This is a genomic window from Rhizobium sp. SRDI943 (genome assembly GCF_057653695.1).
Genome location: NZ_CM172787.1, coordinates 4,510,338 through 4,528,598, shown reverse-complemented (window position 1 = coordinate 4,528,598; position 18,261 = coordinate 4,510,338). Strand labels below are relative to the sequence as shown.

Annotated in this window: 15 protein-coding genes and 1 tRNA gene; 7 read left to right on the top strand and 9 right to left on the bottom strand. The window is 61.9% G+C overall.

The window, feature by feature from the left end; translation table 11 throughout:
• Window positions 1-208: 208 nt before the first annotated feature.
• From AC245Y_RS22535 to AC245Y_RS22520, 4 genes are all read right to left on the bottom strand, one after another.
• The gene (locus tag AC245Y_RS22535; RefSeq protein WP_017995645.1) at window positions 209-1,138 is read right to left on the bottom strand and encodes a TauD/TfdA dioxygenase family protein; all 930 of its coding nucleotides are present in this window, start codon (window positions 1,136-1,138) and stop codon (window positions 209-211) included.
• Between the two features lie 305 nt (window positions 1,139-1,443).
• Entirely contained in the window at window positions 1,444-1,737 is a 294-nt protein-coding gene (locus AC245Y_RS22530; RefSeq protein WP_017995644.1) for a GIY-YIG nuclease family protein, read from the bottom strand.
• A 101-nt stretch (window positions 1,738-1,838) separates the two neighbouring features.
• A tRNA-Ala gene (locus AC245Y_RS22525) sits at window positions 1,839-1,914 on the bottom strand.
• Window positions 1,915-2,063: 149 nt separating this feature from the next.
• Window positions 2,064-2,447: a TIGR02300 family protein gene (locus tag AC245Y_RS22520; protein ID WP_012759632.1), complete on the bottom strand. Its 384-nt coding sequence runs from the start codon at window positions 2,445-2,447 to the stop codon at window positions 2,064-2,066.
• A 276-nt stretch (window positions 2,448-2,723) separates the two neighbouring features.
• Here AC245Y_RS22520 and aroA point away from each other — a divergent pair, with 276 nt between their 5' ends.
• The 3 genes from aroA to rpsA all read left to right on the top strand — a co-directional run bounded on the left by aroA (window position 2,724) and on the right by rpsA (window position 6,679).
• Window positions 2,724-4,082: a 3-phosphoshikimate 1-carboxyvinyltransferase gene (aroA, locus tag AC245Y_RS22515; RefSeq protein ID WP_017995641.1), complete on the top strand. Its 1,359-nt coding sequence runs from the start codon at window positions 2,724-2,726 to the stop codon at window positions 4,080-4,082.
• A gap of 69 nt (window positions 4,083-4,151) precedes the next feature.
• Complete coding sequence (gene cmk / locus AC245Y_RS22510; protein WP_017995640.1) at window positions 4,152-4,799, top strand: (d)CMP kinase; 648 nt, start codon at window positions 4,152-4,154, stop codon at window positions 4,797-4,799.
• Between the two features lie 176 nt (window positions 4,800-4,975).
• Entirely contained in the window at window positions 4,976-6,679 is a 1,704-nt protein-coding gene (gene rpsA / locus AC245Y_RS22505; protein ID WP_003544285.1) for a 30S ribosomal protein S1, read from the top strand.
• Window positions 6,680-6,755: 76 nt separating this feature from the next.
• On the opposite strand, the gene AC245Y_RS22500 is transcribed toward rpsA, so the two are convergent.
• From AC245Y_RS22500 to AC245Y_RS22490, 3 genes are all read right to left on the bottom strand, one after another.
• Entirely contained in the window at window positions 6,756-8,315 is a 1,560-nt protein-coding gene (locus AC245Y_RS22500; protein ID WP_017995639.1) for a hypothetical protein, read from the bottom strand.
• A gap of 231 nt (window positions 8,316-8,546) precedes the next feature.
• Window positions 8,547-9,173, bottom strand: coding sequence for a ribonuclease D (locus tag AC245Y_RS22495; RefSeq protein ID WP_017995638.1), 627 nt, complete (start codon window positions 9,171-9,173; stop codon window positions 8,547-8,549).
• Window positions 9,174-9,427: 254 nt separating this feature from the next.
• The gene (locus AC245Y_RS22490; RefSeq protein ID WP_017995637.1) at window positions 9,428-10,237 is read right to left on the bottom strand and encodes a MerR family transcriptional regulator; all 810 of its coding nucleotides are present in this window, start codon (window positions 10,235-10,237) and stop codon (window positions 9,428-9,430) included.
• 169 nt (window positions 10,238-10,406) lie between these two features.
• On the opposite strand from AC245Y_RS22490, the gene AC245Y_RS22485 reads away from it, so the two are divergent.
• Window positions 10,407-11,687 (top strand): 4-aminobutyrate--2-oxoglutarate transaminase, encoded by a 1,281-nt coding sequence (locus AC245Y_RS22485; protein WP_017995636.1) that lies wholly within the window; start codon window positions 10,407-10,409, stop codon window positions 11,685-11,687.
• 66 nt (window positions 11,688-11,753) lie between these two features.
• Entirely contained in the window at window positions 11,754-13,235 is a 1,482-nt protein-coding gene (locus AC245Y_RS22480; protein WP_012759625.1) for an NAD-dependent succinate-semialdehyde dehydrogenase, read from the top strand.
• Window positions 13,236-13,281: 46 nt separating this feature from the next.
• On the opposite strand, the gene AC245Y_RS22475 is transcribed toward AC245Y_RS22480, so the two are convergent.
• Window positions 13,282-13,491, bottom strand: a complete 210-nt coding sequence (locus AC245Y_RS22475) for a SlyX family protein (RefSeq protein WP_012759624.1) — start codon at window positions 13,489-13,491, stop codon at window positions 13,282-13,284.
• Between the two features lie 451 nt (window positions 13,492-13,942).
• Here AC245Y_RS22475 and uxaC point away from each other — a divergent pair, with 451 nt between their 5' ends.
• Window positions 13,943-15,358, top strand: coding sequence for a glucuronate isomerase (gene uxaC / locus AC245Y_RS22470; protein WP_017995635.1), 1,416 nt, complete (start codon window positions 13,943-13,945; stop codon window positions 15,356-15,358).
• Window positions 15,355-16,809, top strand: coding sequence for a mannitol dehydrogenase family protein (locus AC245Y_RS22465; protein ID WP_017995634.1), 1,455 nt, complete (start codon window positions 15,355-15,357; stop codon window positions 16,807-16,809). Before uxaC ends, AC245Y_RS22465 begins: the two co-directional genes overlap by 4 nt.
• Window positions 16,810-16,988: 179 nt before the next feature.
• Here the strand turns inward: AC245Y_RS22465 and AC245Y_RS22460 are convergent, their stop codons facing one another.
• Window positions 16,989-18,197, bottom strand: a complete 1,209-nt coding sequence (locus AC245Y_RS22460; RefSeq protein WP_026157526.1) for a helix-turn-helix domain-containing protein — start codon at window positions 18,195-18,197, stop codon at window positions 16,989-16,991.
• Window positions 18,198-18,261: the final 64 nt, after the last annotated feature.

Sequence of the window (18,261 nt, the reverse complement as noted above, 5' to 3'; positions counted from 1 at the left end):
AGGAATTTGCTTCAAGCAAACCGAGCGCTCGCCATCTGGGCACTACCGGCGCACCCCTTGTCGCCGTGTCGCGGGCGCGTTCACAACCAGCATGCCTGGAAATGTGACCGCGCTCAGTTCGCCCTTTATGACGCGCGTTCGCCGATCGAGTAGCGCGGAAAGCGCCGCGCTATATCAAGCTTCATGGTTGTTCCTAGTCCGGCCGCGCTCACGCGGCCTTTGCTTTCGGCTTGGCGGCCTTGACGTGGGTTACGCTGCGGCGGCCGTCGACGCTGATGGGGACGTCGCCGTCAACGGTGGCGCGGCGCACGACCCGGTGCTGGTCGCCGTAGTCGTTGACAGCGTAGTGCTGGGTCGCACGATTATCCCAGATCGCGACGTCACCGGCTCTCCAGTGCCAGCGCACGGTATTTTCCGGCGCGGTAACATAGGACTGGAACACCTCGTAGAGTTTTGCGGAGTCGCTCTTCGACAAGCCGACGAGACGCTGAACGAAATTGCCGAGCAGCAGCGATCTTTCGCCGGTTTCGGGATGGACACGCACGACTGGATGCTCGGTCTCGTAGATGGTCGACGTGAAAACTTCCTCGAAATGCTTCTTCTCGTCAGCGGTGGCGCGAGGGCGCACGGCTGCGTAGTCATAGGCATTGCTGTGAATGGCCCACAAATTGTCCGCCAGCAATTTGAGCGATGCTGGCAGACTTTCGTATGCGGCATGGGTGTTGGACCAGATCGTATCACCTCCAGCCGCCGGAATGACGACGCCGCGAAGGACCGAGAATTTGGGATAGGCATCCACGAAGGTGACGTCGGTGTGCCACTGGTCCGCCCTGCCGCCTCCGCGGCTGGAATCGAGATTGAGGATGGAAGCCGTGCCGGCCACCGGACCCTGAGTTGGATGAGGCACAAGGTCGCCCAGGCGGCGCGCGAAGGATTCCTGTTCGGAATCGCCAAGATGGTCCTGATCGCGGAAAAAGATGACTTTGTGTTTCAGGAGAAGCTGGTTGATGGCTGCGACCGTCGCGTCGGAAAGGTCTCCGCCGAGGCGAATACCCCTGATTTCGGCTCCGACGCGGCCGGTCAGCGGCACGACATCGGACTCGGGAATGATCTGATTGACGAGAACTGGATTGCTCATGGATATCTCCTGGCTGATCTTGGAAGAAGACGGCAAGTCACATGCGCCCAACGACGCATTCGCCGGACGTTCGAAAATCTTATTGTTAAAATCGACAGGGCTATGGAACGCTATAATCCATCAAATCAATAGACAAAATATTCTAATTTTGACTGTTTGCCCGAAACAGCCGCCTTCGATATTTTCTTATTGCCGGTGAATTCTCACTTGTGGCCTGCAGCGATGCATCTTTCCATCGCCAAGCGGCTTGCGCGTGGACCCAGTGGTCGGCGTTGCGCAACAGTTTGCACGGCGGTAGGCGGCACTTAATGGGAATCAGTCTTCCAATTGGCGAGGGCCACCCGGGTCCGGTTCGGCTGGACCAATCTCTTGCTGGCAAAAGCCCTGCCGGAATGCGATTTCAGATATGTTTCGAATTCAAGGGCTTTGAGTTTGTCGGGAAAGGCGCAATACCAGAGCAAATTCCATGGTGCGAATTTGGCAGTGTGGGCGGATTTTCCGGCATTGTGTGCCGCAAATCGTTGTTTCAGATCTGCGGTAGACCCGGTGTATTCCTGATCGGGAAAATCGACGCTGCGGAGAATATAGACGTACCACATCAGCGTTTCAGCCCGTCGTCGCCCTTCGGGCTATGCCGGGCACTGCTTCGGCCTAACGGTTTCTCGCGGCTGCGCCACGCGAAGCCCGTAAGGGCGAAGCGTGGTGGAGCTAAGCGGGATCGAACCGCTGACCTCTTGCATGCCATGCAAGCGCTCTCCCAGCTGAGCTATAGCCCCATCAAGGTGGTCCGGCTCGCGGCCGGTCCTGGGATACTCCTCAAGGCGTGCCCTTCGGAGTGGCGGCTTATTACTTCCGGATTCCGGAGATAGCAAGCCTAAAAAATCTGGCCCGGAGAATTTTTTCCTCGCCGGGCCGAAATGCGGTCTCAGACTTCGTCGTCGTCGCCGGTCACGCCGATGATATCGCTCATGTCGTCATCATCGTCATCTTCGTCGGGTGTGAGGAAGGTATCGTCGTCGTCGTCGCCCTCGATTTCGACATCGTCATCGCCGATATCGGGGATGTCGTCACCGCTGGCGGCGTCATCGGCATCTTCCAGCGAAACCAGTTCGACTTCGGTGTTTTCAGTATCGACTTCCGCGACCTCCTCTTCCTCGGCAACTTCGGCGATCGCCGAGGTTTCTTCGAAGAAGGACAGAGGGTAGGACTTGCCGGTATAAGGAGAGACGATCGGATCCCGGTTCAGATCATAAAACTTCTTGCCGGTTTCCGGATCGGTACGCTTGGTTCCAAGTTCCGCTTTCGCCACTATAAGCCTCGTGTGAATGACCGAATGCAAGATTCGGCAAATGCCGATCAAGCCGGCGTTCCATCGGAATTTATAAGCCGGTCCCCTTAATCGCTGTGGCTTCCCATGTCAAAGCCAAACTTTGCGAGCCGGGCGCCGGGTTTTTGGCAAGCCGACGGATGACCGCCCGGCGCGTTTATGTTAACGAGCCGCAACAGCTGCAGAAGCGGACGGGAATTGCGACCGGCCAAGCCTGTCTCGCGGCAAAAATAGACTGCATTTGCAAAGGATTGCGCCATGCTGAACGGCTCCGCGCCAAAGCCCGCCACCGCCCGCAAATCCGCCGGCCTTACGGGCAGCGTCCGTATTCCGGGCGACAAGTCGATCTCGCATCGTTCCTTCATGTTCGGCGGACTCGCCTCCGGCGAAACCCGGATCACCGGCCTGCTCGAAGGCGAGGACGTGATCAATACCGGACGGGCGATGCAGGCGATGGGCGCCCGAATTCGCAAGGATGGCGCGCAATGGGTGATCGAGGGCACCGGCAACGGTGCACTGCTTGCGCCTGACGCGCCGCTCGACTTCGGCAATGCCGGCACCGGCGTACGTCTGACCATGGGCCTCGTCGGCACCTACGATTTTCGCTCCACCTTCACAGGCGACGCCTCGCTTTCGAAACGGCCGATGGGCCGCGTGCTCAATCCACTGCGCGAAATGGGCGTGCAGGTCAGCGCCTCCGAGGGCGACAGGCTGCCGGTGACGCTCAGAGGCCCGGGAACGCCGAGCCCGATCCGCTATCGGGTGCCGATGGCATCCGCCCAGGTGAAATCGGCCGTGCTGCTTGCCGGCCTCAATACGCCGGGTATCACCACGGTCATCGAGCCGGTGATGACGCGCGACCATACCGAAAAGATGCTGCAGGGTTTTGGTGCTGCCCTTTCAGTCGAGACCGATAGCGAGGGTGTGCGCACAATCCGGCTCGAAGGGCGCGGCAAGCTGGCGGGCCAGGTGATCGACGTTCCGGGCGACCCCTCCTCCACCGCCTTCCCGCTGGTTGCGGCGCTGCTTGTTCCCGGCTCCGACATCACCATCGTCAACGTGCTGATGAACCCGACCCGCACCGGGCTGATCTTGACGCTGCAGGAGATGGGGGCCGATATCGAGGTGGCGAATGCGCGTCTTGCCGGCGGCGAGGACGTGGCGGATCTGCGCGTGCGCCATTCCGAGCTCAAGGGCGTCACCGTTCCCGAAGAACGTGCGCCGTCGATGATCGATGAATATCCTATCCTCGCCGTCGCTGCCTGTTTCGCCGAGGGCGCGACTATCATGAAGGGGCTGGAGGAACTGCGCGTCAAGGAGTCCGACCGTCTTTCCGCCGTCGCCGATGGCCTCAAACTCAATGGCGTCGACTGCGACGAAGGCGAGGATTTTCTCATCGTGCGCGGCCGGCCTGACGGCAAGGGCCTCGGCAATGCTGCCGACGGCAGGGTCAGCACACATCTCGACCATCGCATCGCCATGAGTTTCCTTGTCATGGGGCTTGCCTCGGAGCATCCCGTGACGATCGACGACGCGGCGATGATCGCGACCAGTTTTCCGGAATTCATGCAGCTGATGACCGGCCTTGGAGCGAAGATCGAGGAGGTGCCGGAATGATCTACCGGCCGCGGCAATCCGCGAAGACAAACTCATTCGCCGTTTCGGCGCTGCCGCAGGATTGATCATATGACGAACGAGACCTTCACCATCGCCATCGATGGCCCGGCGGCGGCCGGCAAGGGCACGCTTTCACGCCGCATCGCCGACCAATACGGCTTCCATCATCTGGATACCGGCCTGACCTATCGCGCCACGGCCAAGGCGCTGCTCGATGCCGGCCTGCCGCTCGACGACGAGGCGGTGGCGGAAAAGATCGCACGAGAGGTTGAACTCGCTGGATTGGATCGCGATATACTTTCCAAACATGAGATCGGCGAAGCTGCCTCGAAGATTGCCGTCATGCCCGCGGTGCGCCGGGCGCTGGTCGAAGCGCAGCAGCGGTTTTCGACGAAAGTGCCGGGAACCGTACTCGACGGGCGCGATATCGGCACGGTCGTCTGTCCGAAAGCGGCGGTGAAATTCTATGTAACGGCGTCGCCGGAGGTTCGCGCAAGACGTCGTTATGACGAGATCCTGGGCAAGGGTGCTGCGGCGGATTTCGATGCGATCTTCGAGGACGTCAAGCGGCGCGACGAACGCGACATGGGACGGGCCGACAGCCCTTTGAAACCAGCTGATGATGCGCACTTGCTTGATACGTCGGAAATGAGTATAGAGGCCGCGTTTCAAGCTGCTCAATCGATCATCGATGCGGTCTTGAGCCGAAATGCCTAAATTCAAGCGATTTTGCGTGCTCTGAGCATGGATCGCTTCTAATACAGCAAGCCTGAAATTCCGTCCAAGCGCCGGATTGCCTTCGTCAGAGAGGGCGGACTGGGTTCAGGCCCGTTCAACGCAAACCAACCGGCGCATACGTGTCCGCTTCCGTTTCAGGACACGCAGGAGATTTTATGTCAGTAGCTACCCCCTCCCGCGAGGATTTCGCGGCTCTTCTCGAAGAGTCCTTTGCCAAGAACGACCTGGCCGAAGGCTATGTCACCAAGGGCATCGTCACGGGCATCGAGAAGGACGTCGCCGTTGTCGACGTCGGCCTGAAGGTTGAAGGCCGCATCGCGCTCAAGGAATTCGGCGCGCGCGCCAAGGACGGCCTGTTGAAGGTCGGCGACGAAGTCGAAGTTTATGTCGAGCGCATCGAAAACGCGCTTGGCGAAGCCGTTCTGTCGCGCGAGAAGGCTCGCCGCGAAGAAAGCTGGGTCAAGCTTGAAGCCAAGTTCGAAGCTGGCGAGCGCGTCGAAGGCGTGATCTTCAACCAGGTCAAGGGCGGCTTCACGGTCGACCTCGACGGTGCGATCGCCTTCCTGCCGCGTTCTCAGGTCGATATTCGCCCGATCCGCGACGTGACCCCGCTGATGCACAACCCGCAGCCCTTCGAAATCCTCAAGATGGACAAGCGCCGCGGCAACATCGTGGTTTCGCGCCGTACGGTTCTGGAAGAATCCCGTGCCGAGCAGCGTTCTGAAATCGTTCAGAACCTCGAAGAAGGCCAGGTTGTTGACGGCGTCGTCAAGAACATCACCGATTACGGTGCGTTCGTTGACCTCGGCGGCATCGACGGCCTGCTGCACGTCACCGACATGGCATGGCGCCGTGTGAACCATCCGTCGGAAATCCTGAACATCGGCCAGCAGGTCAAGGTTCAGATCATCCGCATCAACCAGGAAACCCACCGTATCTCGCTCGGCATGAAGCAGCTCGAGAGCGATCCGTGGGATGGCATCCAGGCCAAGTATCCGGAAGGCAAGAAGATTTCCGGTACCGTCACGAACATCACCGATTACGGTGCGTTCGTCGAGCTGGAGCCGGGCATCGAAGGCCTGATCCACATCTCGGAAATGTCCTGGACCAAGAAGAACGTTCATCCCGGCAAGATCCTGTCCACGAGCCAGGAAGTCGAAGTCGTCGTTCTCGAAGTCGATCCGTCCAAGCGCCGTATTTCGCTCGGCCTCAAGCAGACGCTGGAAAACCCGTGGGCAGCATTCGCCCGCAGCCATCCGGCCGGCACTGAAGTCGAAGGTGAAGTCAAGAACAAGACCGAATTCGGCCTGTTCATCGGCCTCGACGGCGATGTCGACGGCATGGTGCACCTCTCCGACCTCGACTGGAACCGTCCAGGCGAACAGGTCATCGAGGAGTTCAACAAGGGTGACGTCGTCAAGGCCGTCGTTCTCGACGTCGATGTCGAGAAGGAACGCATCTCGCTCGGCATCAAGCAGCTCGGCAAGGATGCAGTCGGCGACGCCGCTGCTTCTGGCGACCTGCGCAAGAATGCAGTCGTTTCCTGCGAAGTGATCGCGGTCAACGACGGCGGCGTCGAAGTGAAGCTCGTCAACCACGAGGACATCACTTCCTTCATCCGTCGCGCCGACCTCGCCCGCGACCGCGACGAGCAGCGTCCTGAGCGCTTCTCGGTCGGCCAGGTGTTCGACGCCCGCGTCACCAACTTCTCCAAGAAGGACCGCAAGATCATGCTGTCCATCAAGGCTCTGGAGATTGCGGAAGAGAAGGAAGCCGTTGCCCAATTCGGTTCGTCCGACAGTGGCGCTTCGCTCGGCGACATCCTGGGCGCAGCCCTGAAGAACCGCGGCGGCGAATAAGCCTCGCATCCGCCTTTGAATTGAAGAACCCGCCGGAGCGATCCGGCGGGTTCTTCATTTTTAGGCGATGAGAATGTTATTCCCAGCCGACCATGCGCTGATAGAGCGCGTAGACCGGGTCATCGTCCGGGCGGCCTGGCTGATAAGCCGAAGGTTCGGCATCAATCATCCTCGGCGTCCTGCGCTCGGGTGCCGCATCGGTCGTTTCGGCATCGGGCTCGGCATCCTCGCCACCGGACTGTGCCTGTTGCTGATCCTCGGACCCATCGTCGCGCTGGTGCTGATGCTGGTGGTGCGTTTCGCCTGCCTTCTCGTTCGACGGTGTATCCTTGGCGAATTGGTAGGGCAGCTGGCTGTAGGCAAATCCCTCCGGCATCCTTGCCGCCAGCGGCAGATAGGAAGCCTCGGCCGTCTCGGGTATCGGCATCATCTGCGGTTGCGCGGAGATTTCTTTCGGCTGACGGGCTGCCGCCGCCGCGGCCTCATCCATCTGCGGTGGGCGGAGTGCTGCTGATTGGCGGGGATCGGGTGCGGTGAATTCGACCGGCTGCCTGGTCAAGGTCTCGGTCGCATCGCTGATGACGGCGTCGTCGAGGATAGTGTCGATCTCCACTGCCGCCTCGACGGGAACATCCTCCAGCACGGTTTCGATGTCCTGCTCGCGGATGATGGTGGCGATCATCTCGGAGACTTCTTCGGTCATGGAGGCGACAATTCCTGCCCAGTTCCTGGGAATGACAGGATCAACCTTTTCCGACATCGCGCTGGTTTGGATGGCAGCCGGCTCCGGCGTTGCCTGCGTATCGTCGGCCGCTGCGGCTTCCATCGGCAGCGGTTGCCCGGCTTCGATCTCCTGCGGCGCAGATTTTTCCGGGGCGATCTCTCTTGCCGTCGCCGGGGCGGATTGAGCCCGGTTCTCAGCCTTCGGCGCTTCGGGATCGGCAGCTTCCGCGGCTTCGGCGATGACCGCTTCCTCGGTCGTCGCCAAAGCTGCGGCCTCGATCAGCGAATCGGCTGACGCGGGCGTCGTGTCAGCCGACTGACGCATGGCGGCAGGCAGCCTGTCCTCATGCAGTCTTATCTCGGGCAGCCGGATCTCGGGGCGAGCTTCGGCGCGCATCGGCGATGCATCGTTCTGGCCATAGGAGCGGACGACGGCGCGGGCGGCGAGATCGCGATCCTTGTAGCGGACGATCTCCAGATAGGCGACGATGCGGGCGGCTTCAGGGCCTGTCGGGTTCTTCAGAGCCTCGGCGATCGTCCGGAGCGGCACGCTATGCCCCTGCTCGGTGAGCTGGCGCTCAACCTCGTCGATCCTGGCGGTTGGCAGCTGCCGGATGGCATCGGCGAGCCGAGAGGCGAAGGCAAGATTGCTCTCGTCCTCGCCACGATCCAGCGAGAGCGAGTGGCCTGCCGCGTCGATGACATCGAAAAGGGCTTCGACCATGCGTTCGCGCGCCGCAAGAAGCAGAATATTGAGCTTGCCGGCAATGGCGGAATTGAGGTCGGCGGCTTCGACGGCGTTGACAGGCGCGGGGGCAATTACGGAGTGACCGAGACCACTGGCGACGATCGCCGCTGTCTGACCCTGGGACGAAAAGCTTGCATTGGACGCTGCACGAACGGGAGTCAACATGGCATGCTCCTTTCGTAAAGTGACGATGAAAGCAGGCTCTAGAAAAGGACCGCGCTCATCCGGTCCCCTTGCATCCCAGCAGATCCTCCTGTCCGCATGACGCAGTTCCGGCGTCATCGAAATGCATAAAAATTAACAGGAATATTAATAAACAGGCGTTAACGAATCGCTAACGGCCGCGGGCAAGCCTGCCGCACGGCTATTAACAAGCGCAGAATGAAGGCAATTCGCTCAGCTATGAGCGAATATATCGGCCTCTTCCCAGCCGAGCAGGTCGAGCTTGGCGCGGGTCGGCAGGAATTCGAAGCAGGCCGTCGCATGATCGTAGCGGCCGTCGCGGATCAGCCGTTCCGTCAGCTTATCGCGCAACGCATGCAGATAAAGCACGTCGGAGGCGGCATATTCGAGCTGGGCCGGGGACAGCGTCTCGGCCGCCCAATCGGAAGATTGCTGCGCCTTGGAGACGTCGACGTCGAGCATCTCCTTGAGATTATCCTTGAGGCCGTGGCGATCCGTATACGTCCGGATCAGGCGGGAGGCGATCTTGGTGCAGAAAACCCGGGTCGTCGTGACACCGAAGGTATGGAAGAGCACGGCAATATCGAAGCGGCCGTAATGAAAGATCTTCTGATGGGTGGGGTCTTCGAGCAGGGCGACGAGATTGGGCGCCTCTTTCTGACCGGCGGCGATCCGGATGATATCGGCGGTGCCGTCACCCGGCGAAAGCTGGACGACGCAGAGCCGATCGCGGCGCGGCACCAGGCCGAGCGTTTCGGTGTCGATCGCAATCGCGCCGGTGTAGCGGGCGGCATCGGCCGCGGAAATATCGCCTTCGTGATAACGTATGGTCGCCGCCATGAGACTATCTTTCGTTCGAATGCATCCCCTACAGCGCCGCGCGTCTTTTCGAGAGCCGCAAAGGACGCTGTAGCACTTTGAATGGCTGCATAATTTTATCCTTGAATCGATTCCGATTTCAGGAATTATGCAGCAGCGCTATAGCGCAAAGGCGCAGAGTGCGAAACCGCTTTCCTGCCGCTGGAGCGCCGTACGTCCTCTCGGATGGACATAGGACACTCTGCCTCTTTTAATCTCCGCATCGTGCTAGCGGTTCAGAATGTCGGCGGCGTGTTGATCCAGAGAAGCACGGTTTCGCCATCATGGCGGTTGCGCCAGGAATGGTCGCGGCGGCTTTCGAAATAGAGTGAATCGCCAGGCCCGAGATCGAAGAACTGATCGCCGTCGAGCACCAGTTCGAGCCGGCCGGACAGAACATGCATGAATTCCTCGCCCTCGTGGCGATAGGCGCCTTCGCTGGCAGCACCCGGCGCCAGTACGAAACGATGGCAATCCATCATCCTGCGGCCTTCGGCAAGGAGCTGCACCGCGACACCCGGCGTCGTTTCCGGCCAGGCGCGCCATTCGCCGGCGCGCACATGCGCCGATACCTCCCCGCTTTCCTCACCGGAGAGGCGGGAGACGGTGGTGCCGTAATATTCGGCGAGATCATGCAGCGTCTTGAAGCTGACGCCCTGCGAGGTGCGCTCCAGCGTCGAGAGCGTCGACGAGGTGACGCCGATGTCGCCGGCCACCTGATCGAGCGTCTTGCCGCTCGCATGCCGCAGGCTGCGCAGCTTGCGGCCGAGGCCGGCATCCTGGCTTGCCTCGGCGCCATCGGCGGAAGGTTCCTCGCTCTCCAACGCCTCGCGGATTGCCGCGGGATTGAGCCCGCGCTCGACACGATACCAGGAGATGCGCTTCAACCGCGCCACATCGTCGGCGCTGTATTGCCGATGGCCGGTTTCGGAACGGCCGGGAACCACCAGACCCTGGCTTTCCCAGAGGCGCAGCGTCGAGGCCGACACGCCCGCCAGCCGCGCGGCTTCCGCCACCTTGTAGCGCACAGGCCCGTTATCGTTCATCCGCCAATATCCCTGATTCCAATCGCTCCAAAGCTTTCATCAAAAAACGTGATGTTTGAAGCAAAAAATGCCGCTTGTTTTCTTGCAGGAAAAATGTAGGTGTTTTGTATACATCTTGCAGCAAATATGCAAGATAGTTTTCAACCCCTTTTAAGCGGAGGAGCCATCGATGAACGCGACAAGCCTTACGGACCGGAAGAACGCCGCTATTTCACGTGGAGTCGGCATGACGACACAGATTTATGCGGATCGTGCAGAGAATGCGGAGATCTGGGACAAGGAGGGCCGCCGCTACATCGATTTCGCCGCCGGCATCGCCGTTCTCAACACCGGCCACCGCCATCCCCGGGTCATCGCAGCGGTCAAGGACCAGCTCGACCGCTTCACCCATACCTGCCATCAGGTAGTTCCCTATGAGAGCTACGTACACCTTGCCGAACGGCTGAACGCGCTGCTGCCTGGTGATTTCGAGAAGAAGACGATCTTCGTCACGACGGGCGCCGAAGCGGTTGAGAACGCCGTCAAGATTGCGCGCGCCGCAACCGGCCGCTCGGCCGTCATCGCCTTTGGCGGCGGCTTCCATGGCCGCACCTTCATGGGCATGGCGCTGACCGGCAAGGTCGTGCCCTACAAGGTCGGCTTCGGCGCGATGCCTGGCGACGTGTTCCATATACCTTTCCCGGTCGAGCTGCACGGCGTCACCGCCGATCAGTCGCTGGCGGCATTGAAGAAACTCTTCGCCGCCGATGTCGATCCGCAGCGCGTCGCCGCCATCATCATCGAGCCGGTACAGGGGGAAGGTGGCTTCTACTCCGCACCCGTCGCCTTCATGAAGGCGCTGCGCGAGCTCTGCGACCAGCACGGCATCCTGCTGATTGCCGACGAGGTGCAGACCGGTTTTGCCCGCACCGGCAGGATGTTCGCGATGGATCATCACGAGGTGGCGCCCGACCTGACGACGATGGCAAAGAGCCTGGCCGGCGGCTTTCCGCTCGCCGCCGTCACCGGCCGCGCCGAAATCATGGATGCGCCGGGACCGGGCGGGCTCGGCGGCACCTATGGCGGCAATCCGCTCGGGATCGCCGCCGCCCATGCCGTGCTCGACGTCATTGTCGATGAGAATCTCTGCAATCGCGCCAACCAGCTTGGCGGACGGCTGAAGCAGCGGCTGGAATCGTTGCGCGAGACGGTGCCCGAGATCGTCGATATTCGCGGACCGGGCTTCATGAATGCGGTTGAATTCAACGACCGGACGACGGGACTGCCGAGCGCGGAATTCGCCAACCAGGTGCGGCTGATCGCGCTCGATAAGGGCCTGATCCTGCTCACCTGCGGCGTCCACGGAAATGTCATCCGCTTCCTCGCGCCGATCACCATCCAGGACGAGATCTTCGGCGAAGCGCTCGATATTCTCGAGGCCTCCATGCTGCAAGCAAGCGCGGCCAAGTGATCGCACCCGAACTGGATTTCAATGGCTGCCGGCAACCGGCAACCGCACTCCCAAGGTGGATATGACATGGCTTTCACCAGCGCACTGACCAAGCACGTTCCCTTCTCCTCGCCCCTGCTGCGCGATGCCGGCTATATCGACGGCGTCTGGACATCAGGCGATGCCACTCGGACTTTCGACGTGCTGAACCCGGCAACCGGCGAGTTGCTCGCCTCACTGCCCGATATGGGCGCGGCCGAGACGCGGACGGCAATCGATGCGGCCCATGCCGCCCAGCCTGGCTGGGCGGCCCGTCCGGCCAAGGAGCGCAGCACGATCCTGCGCAAATGGTTCGACCTGATGGTCGCCAATGCCGACGAACTCGCGGCGATCCTGACCGCCGAAATGGGCAAGCCGTTCCCGGAAGCGCGCGGCGAGATCCTTTATGCCGCGGCCTATATCGAATGGTATGCGGAAGAGGCCAAACGCATCTATGGCGAGACGATCCCCGCGCCTTCCGACGATAAACGGATGATCGTCATCCGGCAGCCAGTCGGCGTCGTCGGTACGATCACGCCGTGGAACTTCCCGGCGGCGATGATCACCCGCAAGATCGCCCCGGCGCTTGCCGTCGGCTGCACCGTGGTCTCGAAGCCGGCCGAACAGACGCCGCTGACGGCGATCGCGCTTGCCGTGCTCGCCGAGCAGGCCGGCATTCCGGCCGGCGTCTTCAACGTCATCGTCGGCGTGGATGGCCCGGCGATCGGCCGCGAACTCTGCGGCAATGAAAAGGTGCGCAAGATCAGCTTCACCGGCTCGACCGAGGTCGGCCGTATCCTGATGCGGCAGTGCGCCGACCAGATCAAGAAGGTGAGCCTGGAGCTCGGCGGCAACGCGCCCTTCATCGTCTTCGACGATGCCGATCTCGACGCTGCCGTCGAAGGCGCGATCGCCTCCAAATACCGCAATGCCGGCCAGACCTGCGTCTGCGCCAACCGCCTCTACGTCCAGTCGAACGTCTATGACGCCTTCGCCGCCAAGCTTGCCGCCAAGGTCGCCGAGATGTCGGTCGGCGACGGCTTCAAGCCGGGTGTCGTGATCGGGCCGCTGATCGACGAGCAAGGCCTTGCCAAGGTGGAGGACCATGTCAGCGACGCGCTTGCCAAGGGCGCCAAGGTACTGACCGGCGGCAAGCGCATCGACGGCGCCGGCACCTTCTTCACGCCGACGGTCCTGACAGGCGTTGCGCGCGGCATGAAGGTAGCGCGCGAGGAGACCTTCGGGCCGGTGGCGCCGCTCTTTCGCTTCGAGACGGTCGAGGATGTCATCGCCCAAGCCAATGATACGGAATTCGGCCTCGCCGCCTATTTCTACGCCGGCGACCTGAAGAAGGTCTGGCGGGTGGCGGAAGCGCTGGAATACGGCATGATCGGCATCAATACCGGCCTGATGTCATCCGAGACGGCACCCTTCGGCGGCATCAAGCAATCCGGCCTCGGCCGCGAGGGCTCGCGGCACGGCGCCGACGACTATCTGGAAATGAAATATCTCTGCATCGGCGGCGTCTGATTGATCATCCTAATGAGACGGGCACGCGGCATTGCGCCGCGTGCCGTCAATAATGCGGCGGGCGGGTAATGCCAGGCGCTTCCAATGACTGCTCTTCCAGCGACAGGAAGCGTTCGGTGAGCCGGTCGAGCTTGGTGCGCATCTGCTCGACCGTCTTCCATTGCTCGGCGAGCTGATCGGAAAGCTCTTCGATCGTCTTTGCCTGGTGGGCCAGCATTTCTTCCAGCTGGGTGATGCGGTTCGTCTCGTCGGACATTAGAGCCTTTCCGGGTTAGATTGCAGCATTCTGCCGGAGCAGGTTTTCGTCGGGGCAAAGGCGATTGGCGACGGGCATACCTCTTGGTACGTCCGAGCCGATCGCCTTTGCCCTGGCGGAAAGATGCCCGGCCCTTCGGGTTGGCTGAAACGGGCCGGCTGATCGACCGGCCGGCTTGGCCGTAGAGCCGGGCTACGACGCGCGCCGGCCGGTCGACCATCCGACTCCGTTTGAGCCAACAGAATGATACAAGCTAACCCGGAAAGGCTCTAGATCCTCCTTTGCCGAAACCGGCAGAACAGATGGTTCTCCCAAAGCGGAAATAGGCCGCCGCGTCAATGCTTTCCATGCCCGGCGCGGCCATGCGCAAAACTGTACCGTTTGGTTACTAAAAGACCTTGCCGCGCCGGATGTTGTGGGGTAGGCCGTTATCCATCTGGGAGGAATACTGATGGATGCAGGAAACGGCTTTCTTCATCCGGACCGGCTTTTTCCGGCTGATCTGGCAACACGGACCATCGCGCGAGATCTCTACGAGACGGTGCACAATCTTCCGATCGTCAGTCCGCATGGGCATACTGAACCCTCCTGGTTCGCCGACGACAAGCCCTTTGAAGACGCGGCCTCGCTGCTGGTCATTCCCGATCACTATCTCTTCCGCATGCTACACAGCGTCGGCGTCACGTTAGACGAGCTCGGCGTGCCGCGGCTCGACGGCAAACAGGTGGCAACGGGACGGGCGATATGGCGGACTTTTGCCGCGCATTATCACCTTTTCCGCGGGACGCCTTCGAGCCTTTGGGTCGACCACGCCATGTCGGCCGTACTCGGCTGCACCGAGCCGCTGACATCTGACAATGCCGATGCGCTCTACGACCATATCAATGCCCAGCTTGCCCTTCCCGAATTCCGCCCGCGGGCGCTGCATCAGCGATTCGGCATCGAAACGATCGCGACGACGGATGGGGCGCTCGATCCTCTGGCGCATCACCAGAAGATGGCGGCCGACGGATGGATCGGCAAGGTGCGCACCACCTACAGGCCGGACAGCGTCACCGATCCCGATGCCGTCGGCTTCCGCGACAATCTCGTCAAGCTCGGAGAGATCACCGGCACAGAGGTGACGCGCTGGGACGGCCTGATCGAGGCGCATCGGCGACGGCGCGCCTATTTCCGCCAGTTCGGCGCCACCGCGACCGATCACGGCGTGCCCACAGCCTTTACCGCCGACCTGCCGCTTGCGGAAAAGCAGGCGCTGCTCGAGAAGGCGCTGAAGGGTCCGCTTTCGGCCGAAGAGGCCGAGCTCTTCCGTGGCCAGATGATGACCGAGATGGCCGGGCTTTCGGCTGAGGACGGCATGGTGATGCAGATCCATGCCGGCTCCAGACGCAATACCGACCGCGGACTTTTCTCGACCCGAGGCCCCAATATGGGCGCCGATATCCCGACAAGCAGCGACTGGGTCGGCGGCCTGAATGCGCTGCTTTCCAGATACGGCCATGCGCCGGGGCTGCGCGTGCTGCTCTTCACGCTCGACGAGACGACCTATGCGCGCGAGATGGCGCCAATGGTCGGCCATTGGCCCTGCCTGATGATCGGACCGCCCTGGTGGTTCCACGACAGCCCGAACGGCATCCGCCGCTACCTCGACCAAGTCGTCGAGACGGCGGGCTTTGCCAATATGGCGGGTTTCAACGACGATACGCGGGCGCTGCTTTCGATCCCCGCGCGGCATGACGTCTGGCGCCGCGAAGTCTGCCGCTTCCTTGCCCAGCTTGCCGCCGAGCACCGGATTTCCAAGCGGGAAGCCGAGATCGTCGCGGGCGAGCTCTCCTATGGCAACGCAAAGAAGGCCTACAAGCTGTGACCGAACGACTGCAGACCCTTTCCGGCCTCGCCTCGACGGCGAAGCTTCCCGCCTATGACCGCGACCAGCTGAAAAGCGGCATCCTGCATCTTGGGCCAGGCGCCTTTTTCCGCGCGCATTTCGCGCCGTTTACCGATGCCGCACTTGCCGCAGAGGGCGGAGACTGGGGCATCGAGGTGGCAAGTCTGCGCACTGCTGATGTCGCCGATCACCTGAACGAACAGAACGGCCTCTATACGATGCTGATCCGCGATACGTCGAGCACGGTGGCGCAGGTGACCGGCCCCATTTTGCGGGCACATGTGGCGACACGCGATCCGTCAGGACTGCTGGATCGTCTGGAAGATCCGACCATCCGCATCGTCAGCCTGACGGTGACGGAAAAAGCCTATGGCATGGATACCGCGACGGGAGGGCTCGATCTCAACCATGCCGATGTGGCGGCCGACCTTGCCAACCGCCATGCGCCGCGCGGCGTCATCGGCTATCTGGTCGAGGGACTGTCCCGGCGCCGGGCGAAGGGCATCGCCCCCTTCACACCGCTCAGCTGTGACAATCTTCCGAGCAACGGCGCCGTCCTGAAGCGGCTGGTTCTCGATTTTGCCGAACGCGTCGACCCCTCGCTTCGTCAATGGATCGAGGCAAATGTGCCCTTCCCCTCGACCATGGTCGATCGCATCACGCCGGCCAGCACCGAGGCGACTTACCAGGATGCCGAACGGCTGACCGGACGGCAGGATCTGGCGGCGATCGAGACCGAACCCTTCACGCAATGGGTGATCGAGGATGATTTCGCCAATGGCCGGCCGGCCTGGGACAAGGCCGGCGCGCTGATGGTCACCGATGTTTCGGCTTACGAGAAGATGAAGCTCCGGATGCTGAACGGCGCGCATTCACTGCTCGCCTATCTCGGTTATATCGGCGGCTATGAATTCATCCGCGACGTGATGGATGATGCCGGCCTGGCGGCCCTTGCCTACCGCCACATGCATGCGGCTGCGAGAACGCTCGATGCGGTTCCCGGCATCGACCTCGATGACTATGCCAGCGAATTGATAGCGCGCTTTGCAAACAAGGCGATCGCGCATCGCACCTATCAGATCGCCATGGACGGCACGCAGAAACTGCCGCAGCGGCTGCTGGAACCGGCAAGCGAGGCACTGGCGCATGGCGACAAGGCGGAGACCTATGCGATCGCCGTTGCGGCATGGATGCGCTATGCGATCGGCGAGCATGGCAATGGCGAGCGCTATGAACTGCGCGATCCCCGTGCGGCGGAAATTGCCGCTCTGATCGCCGATGTCCCGCGCACCGGCCTTGCGATTTCGGCAGCTCTTTTCACCCTTCCTGGACTTTTCCCGGCAGCTTTGACAGGAAATCGGGCGTGGACGCAGGATGTCTCCGACAAGCTGGAGATCCTGATTCAAGACGACCGGCTGCCGCTGTTCTGAGGCTTGGAGCCTCTGGCTCAGGCTCTTCTTTAGCCCAGGAGAGTCGTTTTCCGCAAATATAATAGGTCACGCCAACGCGGGGTGGCTGGGTTCTTGTAATGAGAGGGCGTGCCGTGGTCGCCCCCCTCTGCCCTGTGTCCAGCCGATAGATGGGTAACAGATTGAACCGAATAGATGGGTTACAGTTCTCCCCCTTGTAGACCAGTGTCCGCCCCTGCGCCGGCTGGTCGGGGTTGCAGGGCGCTGGGGCGGACAGGCCGCTTGGTCTTCTTGTCGATGATGCCGAGCGGATGGGCATGGAAGCGTAGCGTCCAGATGCCCGCTTCACTCTCCTCGATCGCCACGACCTCGCCGGCCAGCGCTGCTGCGACATAGACGAGGTCACCGTTCCATTTGATCTCGCCATTGGAGCGCACCCGGCGCACCGCCGCCTCGGCCGGATAGTCCGGTTCAGGCAGGCGGTCGGGCAGGCGCCGCAGTGATGGTCGGTAATGATCAGCAGGCACGTCCATAGCGAGCGCCTCGTGTGGACGCTCGGCGTTGTAATTCTGGCGAAATGCGTCAAAGACCGCCTGCTGCGCGGCATGGTCGACCTCCGGCGCCATGGCCAGCGGCAGCATCGTCAGATGGAAGCGTTCGTGGCGGCCGTTCTGCTGCGGTTTGCCCGGCTGGATGCGCTCGAGGCCGATGCCGAGCTTGATGAACCGTACAGCAAGCGTCGTCAGCCCGGTGACGCCGATCGCCGCGAAGGGCGAACCGTTGTCGCTGCGAAAGCGCTCCGGCAGTCCGTGCTCGGCAAACAGCCGCTCGAACACCGGCCAGGCCTCTACCTCGGCCGGCGTCGCGCAGGCTTCCAGCGCCAGCAGAAAGCGGCTCGCCGTATCCATCACCGTCAGTGGCTCGCAGCGCCGCCCATCGCGGGTCCTGAACCAGCCCTTGTAATCGGCGCTCCACACCGCATTGGGCCCGTTGGCCGGCGTGAACGGGCCGCAACCAGCCGCCCGCCAGCGATGCCGCCGGCGCCCGACCAGCCCGTGTCGCTTCAGGATCTCGCCTATCGTCGAGGCCGCCGGCCAGCAAAGCTGCGGCGCCGACCGCTTCAGCCGCGCCAGCACCTTCTTCGGCCCCCACTGCGGATTCGCCTCCTTCTCCGCCACGATCCGCGCCACCAGCTCCGCCGCCGTTGCCCGCCCGTGCTCAAGCGGCGCCCGCGGCAGGTCGATAAGCCCCGCAGGGCCGAGCGCCCGATACCGCTCCAACCATTTGTAGCCCGTCTTGCGCGATATCCCGTAGGCCGCACACAGCGCCGTCATCGTCTCCTCGCCCGCAAGACATTCCCCAACAAAGCGCAGCCGCTCGTCCATGATGCCAGTCTCTCTCCAAACCATCGCCGGGCCCTCCCGGCTGCTAGAGAACTGTCACCTATGTAAACGGTCCGTTCTGTTACCTATC

Coding starts and splice junctions, on each gene's coding strand:
- AC245Y_RS22535 (WP_017995645.1), bottom strand. CDS start 1,138: ATGAGCAATCCAGTTCTCGTCAATCAGATCATTCCCGAGTCCGATGTC.
- AC245Y_RS22530 (WP_017995644.1), bottom strand. CDS start 1,737: ATGTGGTACGTCTATATTCTCCGCAGCGTCGATTTTCCCGATCAGGAA.
- aroA (WP_017995641.1), top strand. CDS start 2,724: ATGCTGAACGGCTCCGCGCCAAAGCCCGCCACCGCCCGCAAATCCGCC.
- cmk (WP_017995640.1), top strand. CDS start 4,152: ATGACGAACGAGACCTTCACCATCGCCATCGATGGCCCGGCGGCGGCC.
- rpsA (WP_003544285.1), top strand. CDS start 4,976: ATGTCAGTAGCTACCCCCTCCCGCGAGGATTTCGCGGCTCTTCTCGAA.
- AC245Y_RS22500 (WP_017995639.1), bottom strand. CDS start 8,315: ATGTTGACTCCCGTTCGTGCAGCGTCCAATGCAAGCTTTTCGTCCCAG.
- AC245Y_RS22495 (WP_017995638.1), bottom strand. CDS start 9,173: ATGGCGGCGACCATACGTTATCACGAAGGCGATATTTCCGCGGCCGAT.
- AC245Y_RS22490 (WP_017995637.1), bottom strand. CDS start 10,237: ATGAACGATAACGGGCCTGTGCGCTACAAGGTGGCGGAAGCCGCGCGG.
- AC245Y_RS22485 (WP_017995636.1), top strand. CDS start 10,407: ATGAACGCGACAAGCCTTACGGACCGGAAGAACGCCGCTATTTCACGT.
- AC245Y_RS22480 (WP_012759625.1), top strand. CDS start 11,754: ATGGCTTTCACCAGCGCACTGACCAAGCACGTTCCCTTCTCCTCGCCC.
- AC245Y_RS22475 (WP_012759624.1), bottom strand. CDS start 13,491: ATGTCCGACGAGACGAACCGCATCACCCAGCTGGAAGAAATGCTGGCC.
- uxaC (WP_017995635.1), top strand. CDS start 13,943: ATGGATGCAGGAAACGGCTTTCTTCATCCGGACCGGCTTTTTCCGGCT.
- AC245Y_RS22460 (WP_026157526.1), bottom strand. CDS start 18,197: ATGGTTTGGAGAGAGACTGGCATCATGGACGAGCGGCTGCGCTTTGTT.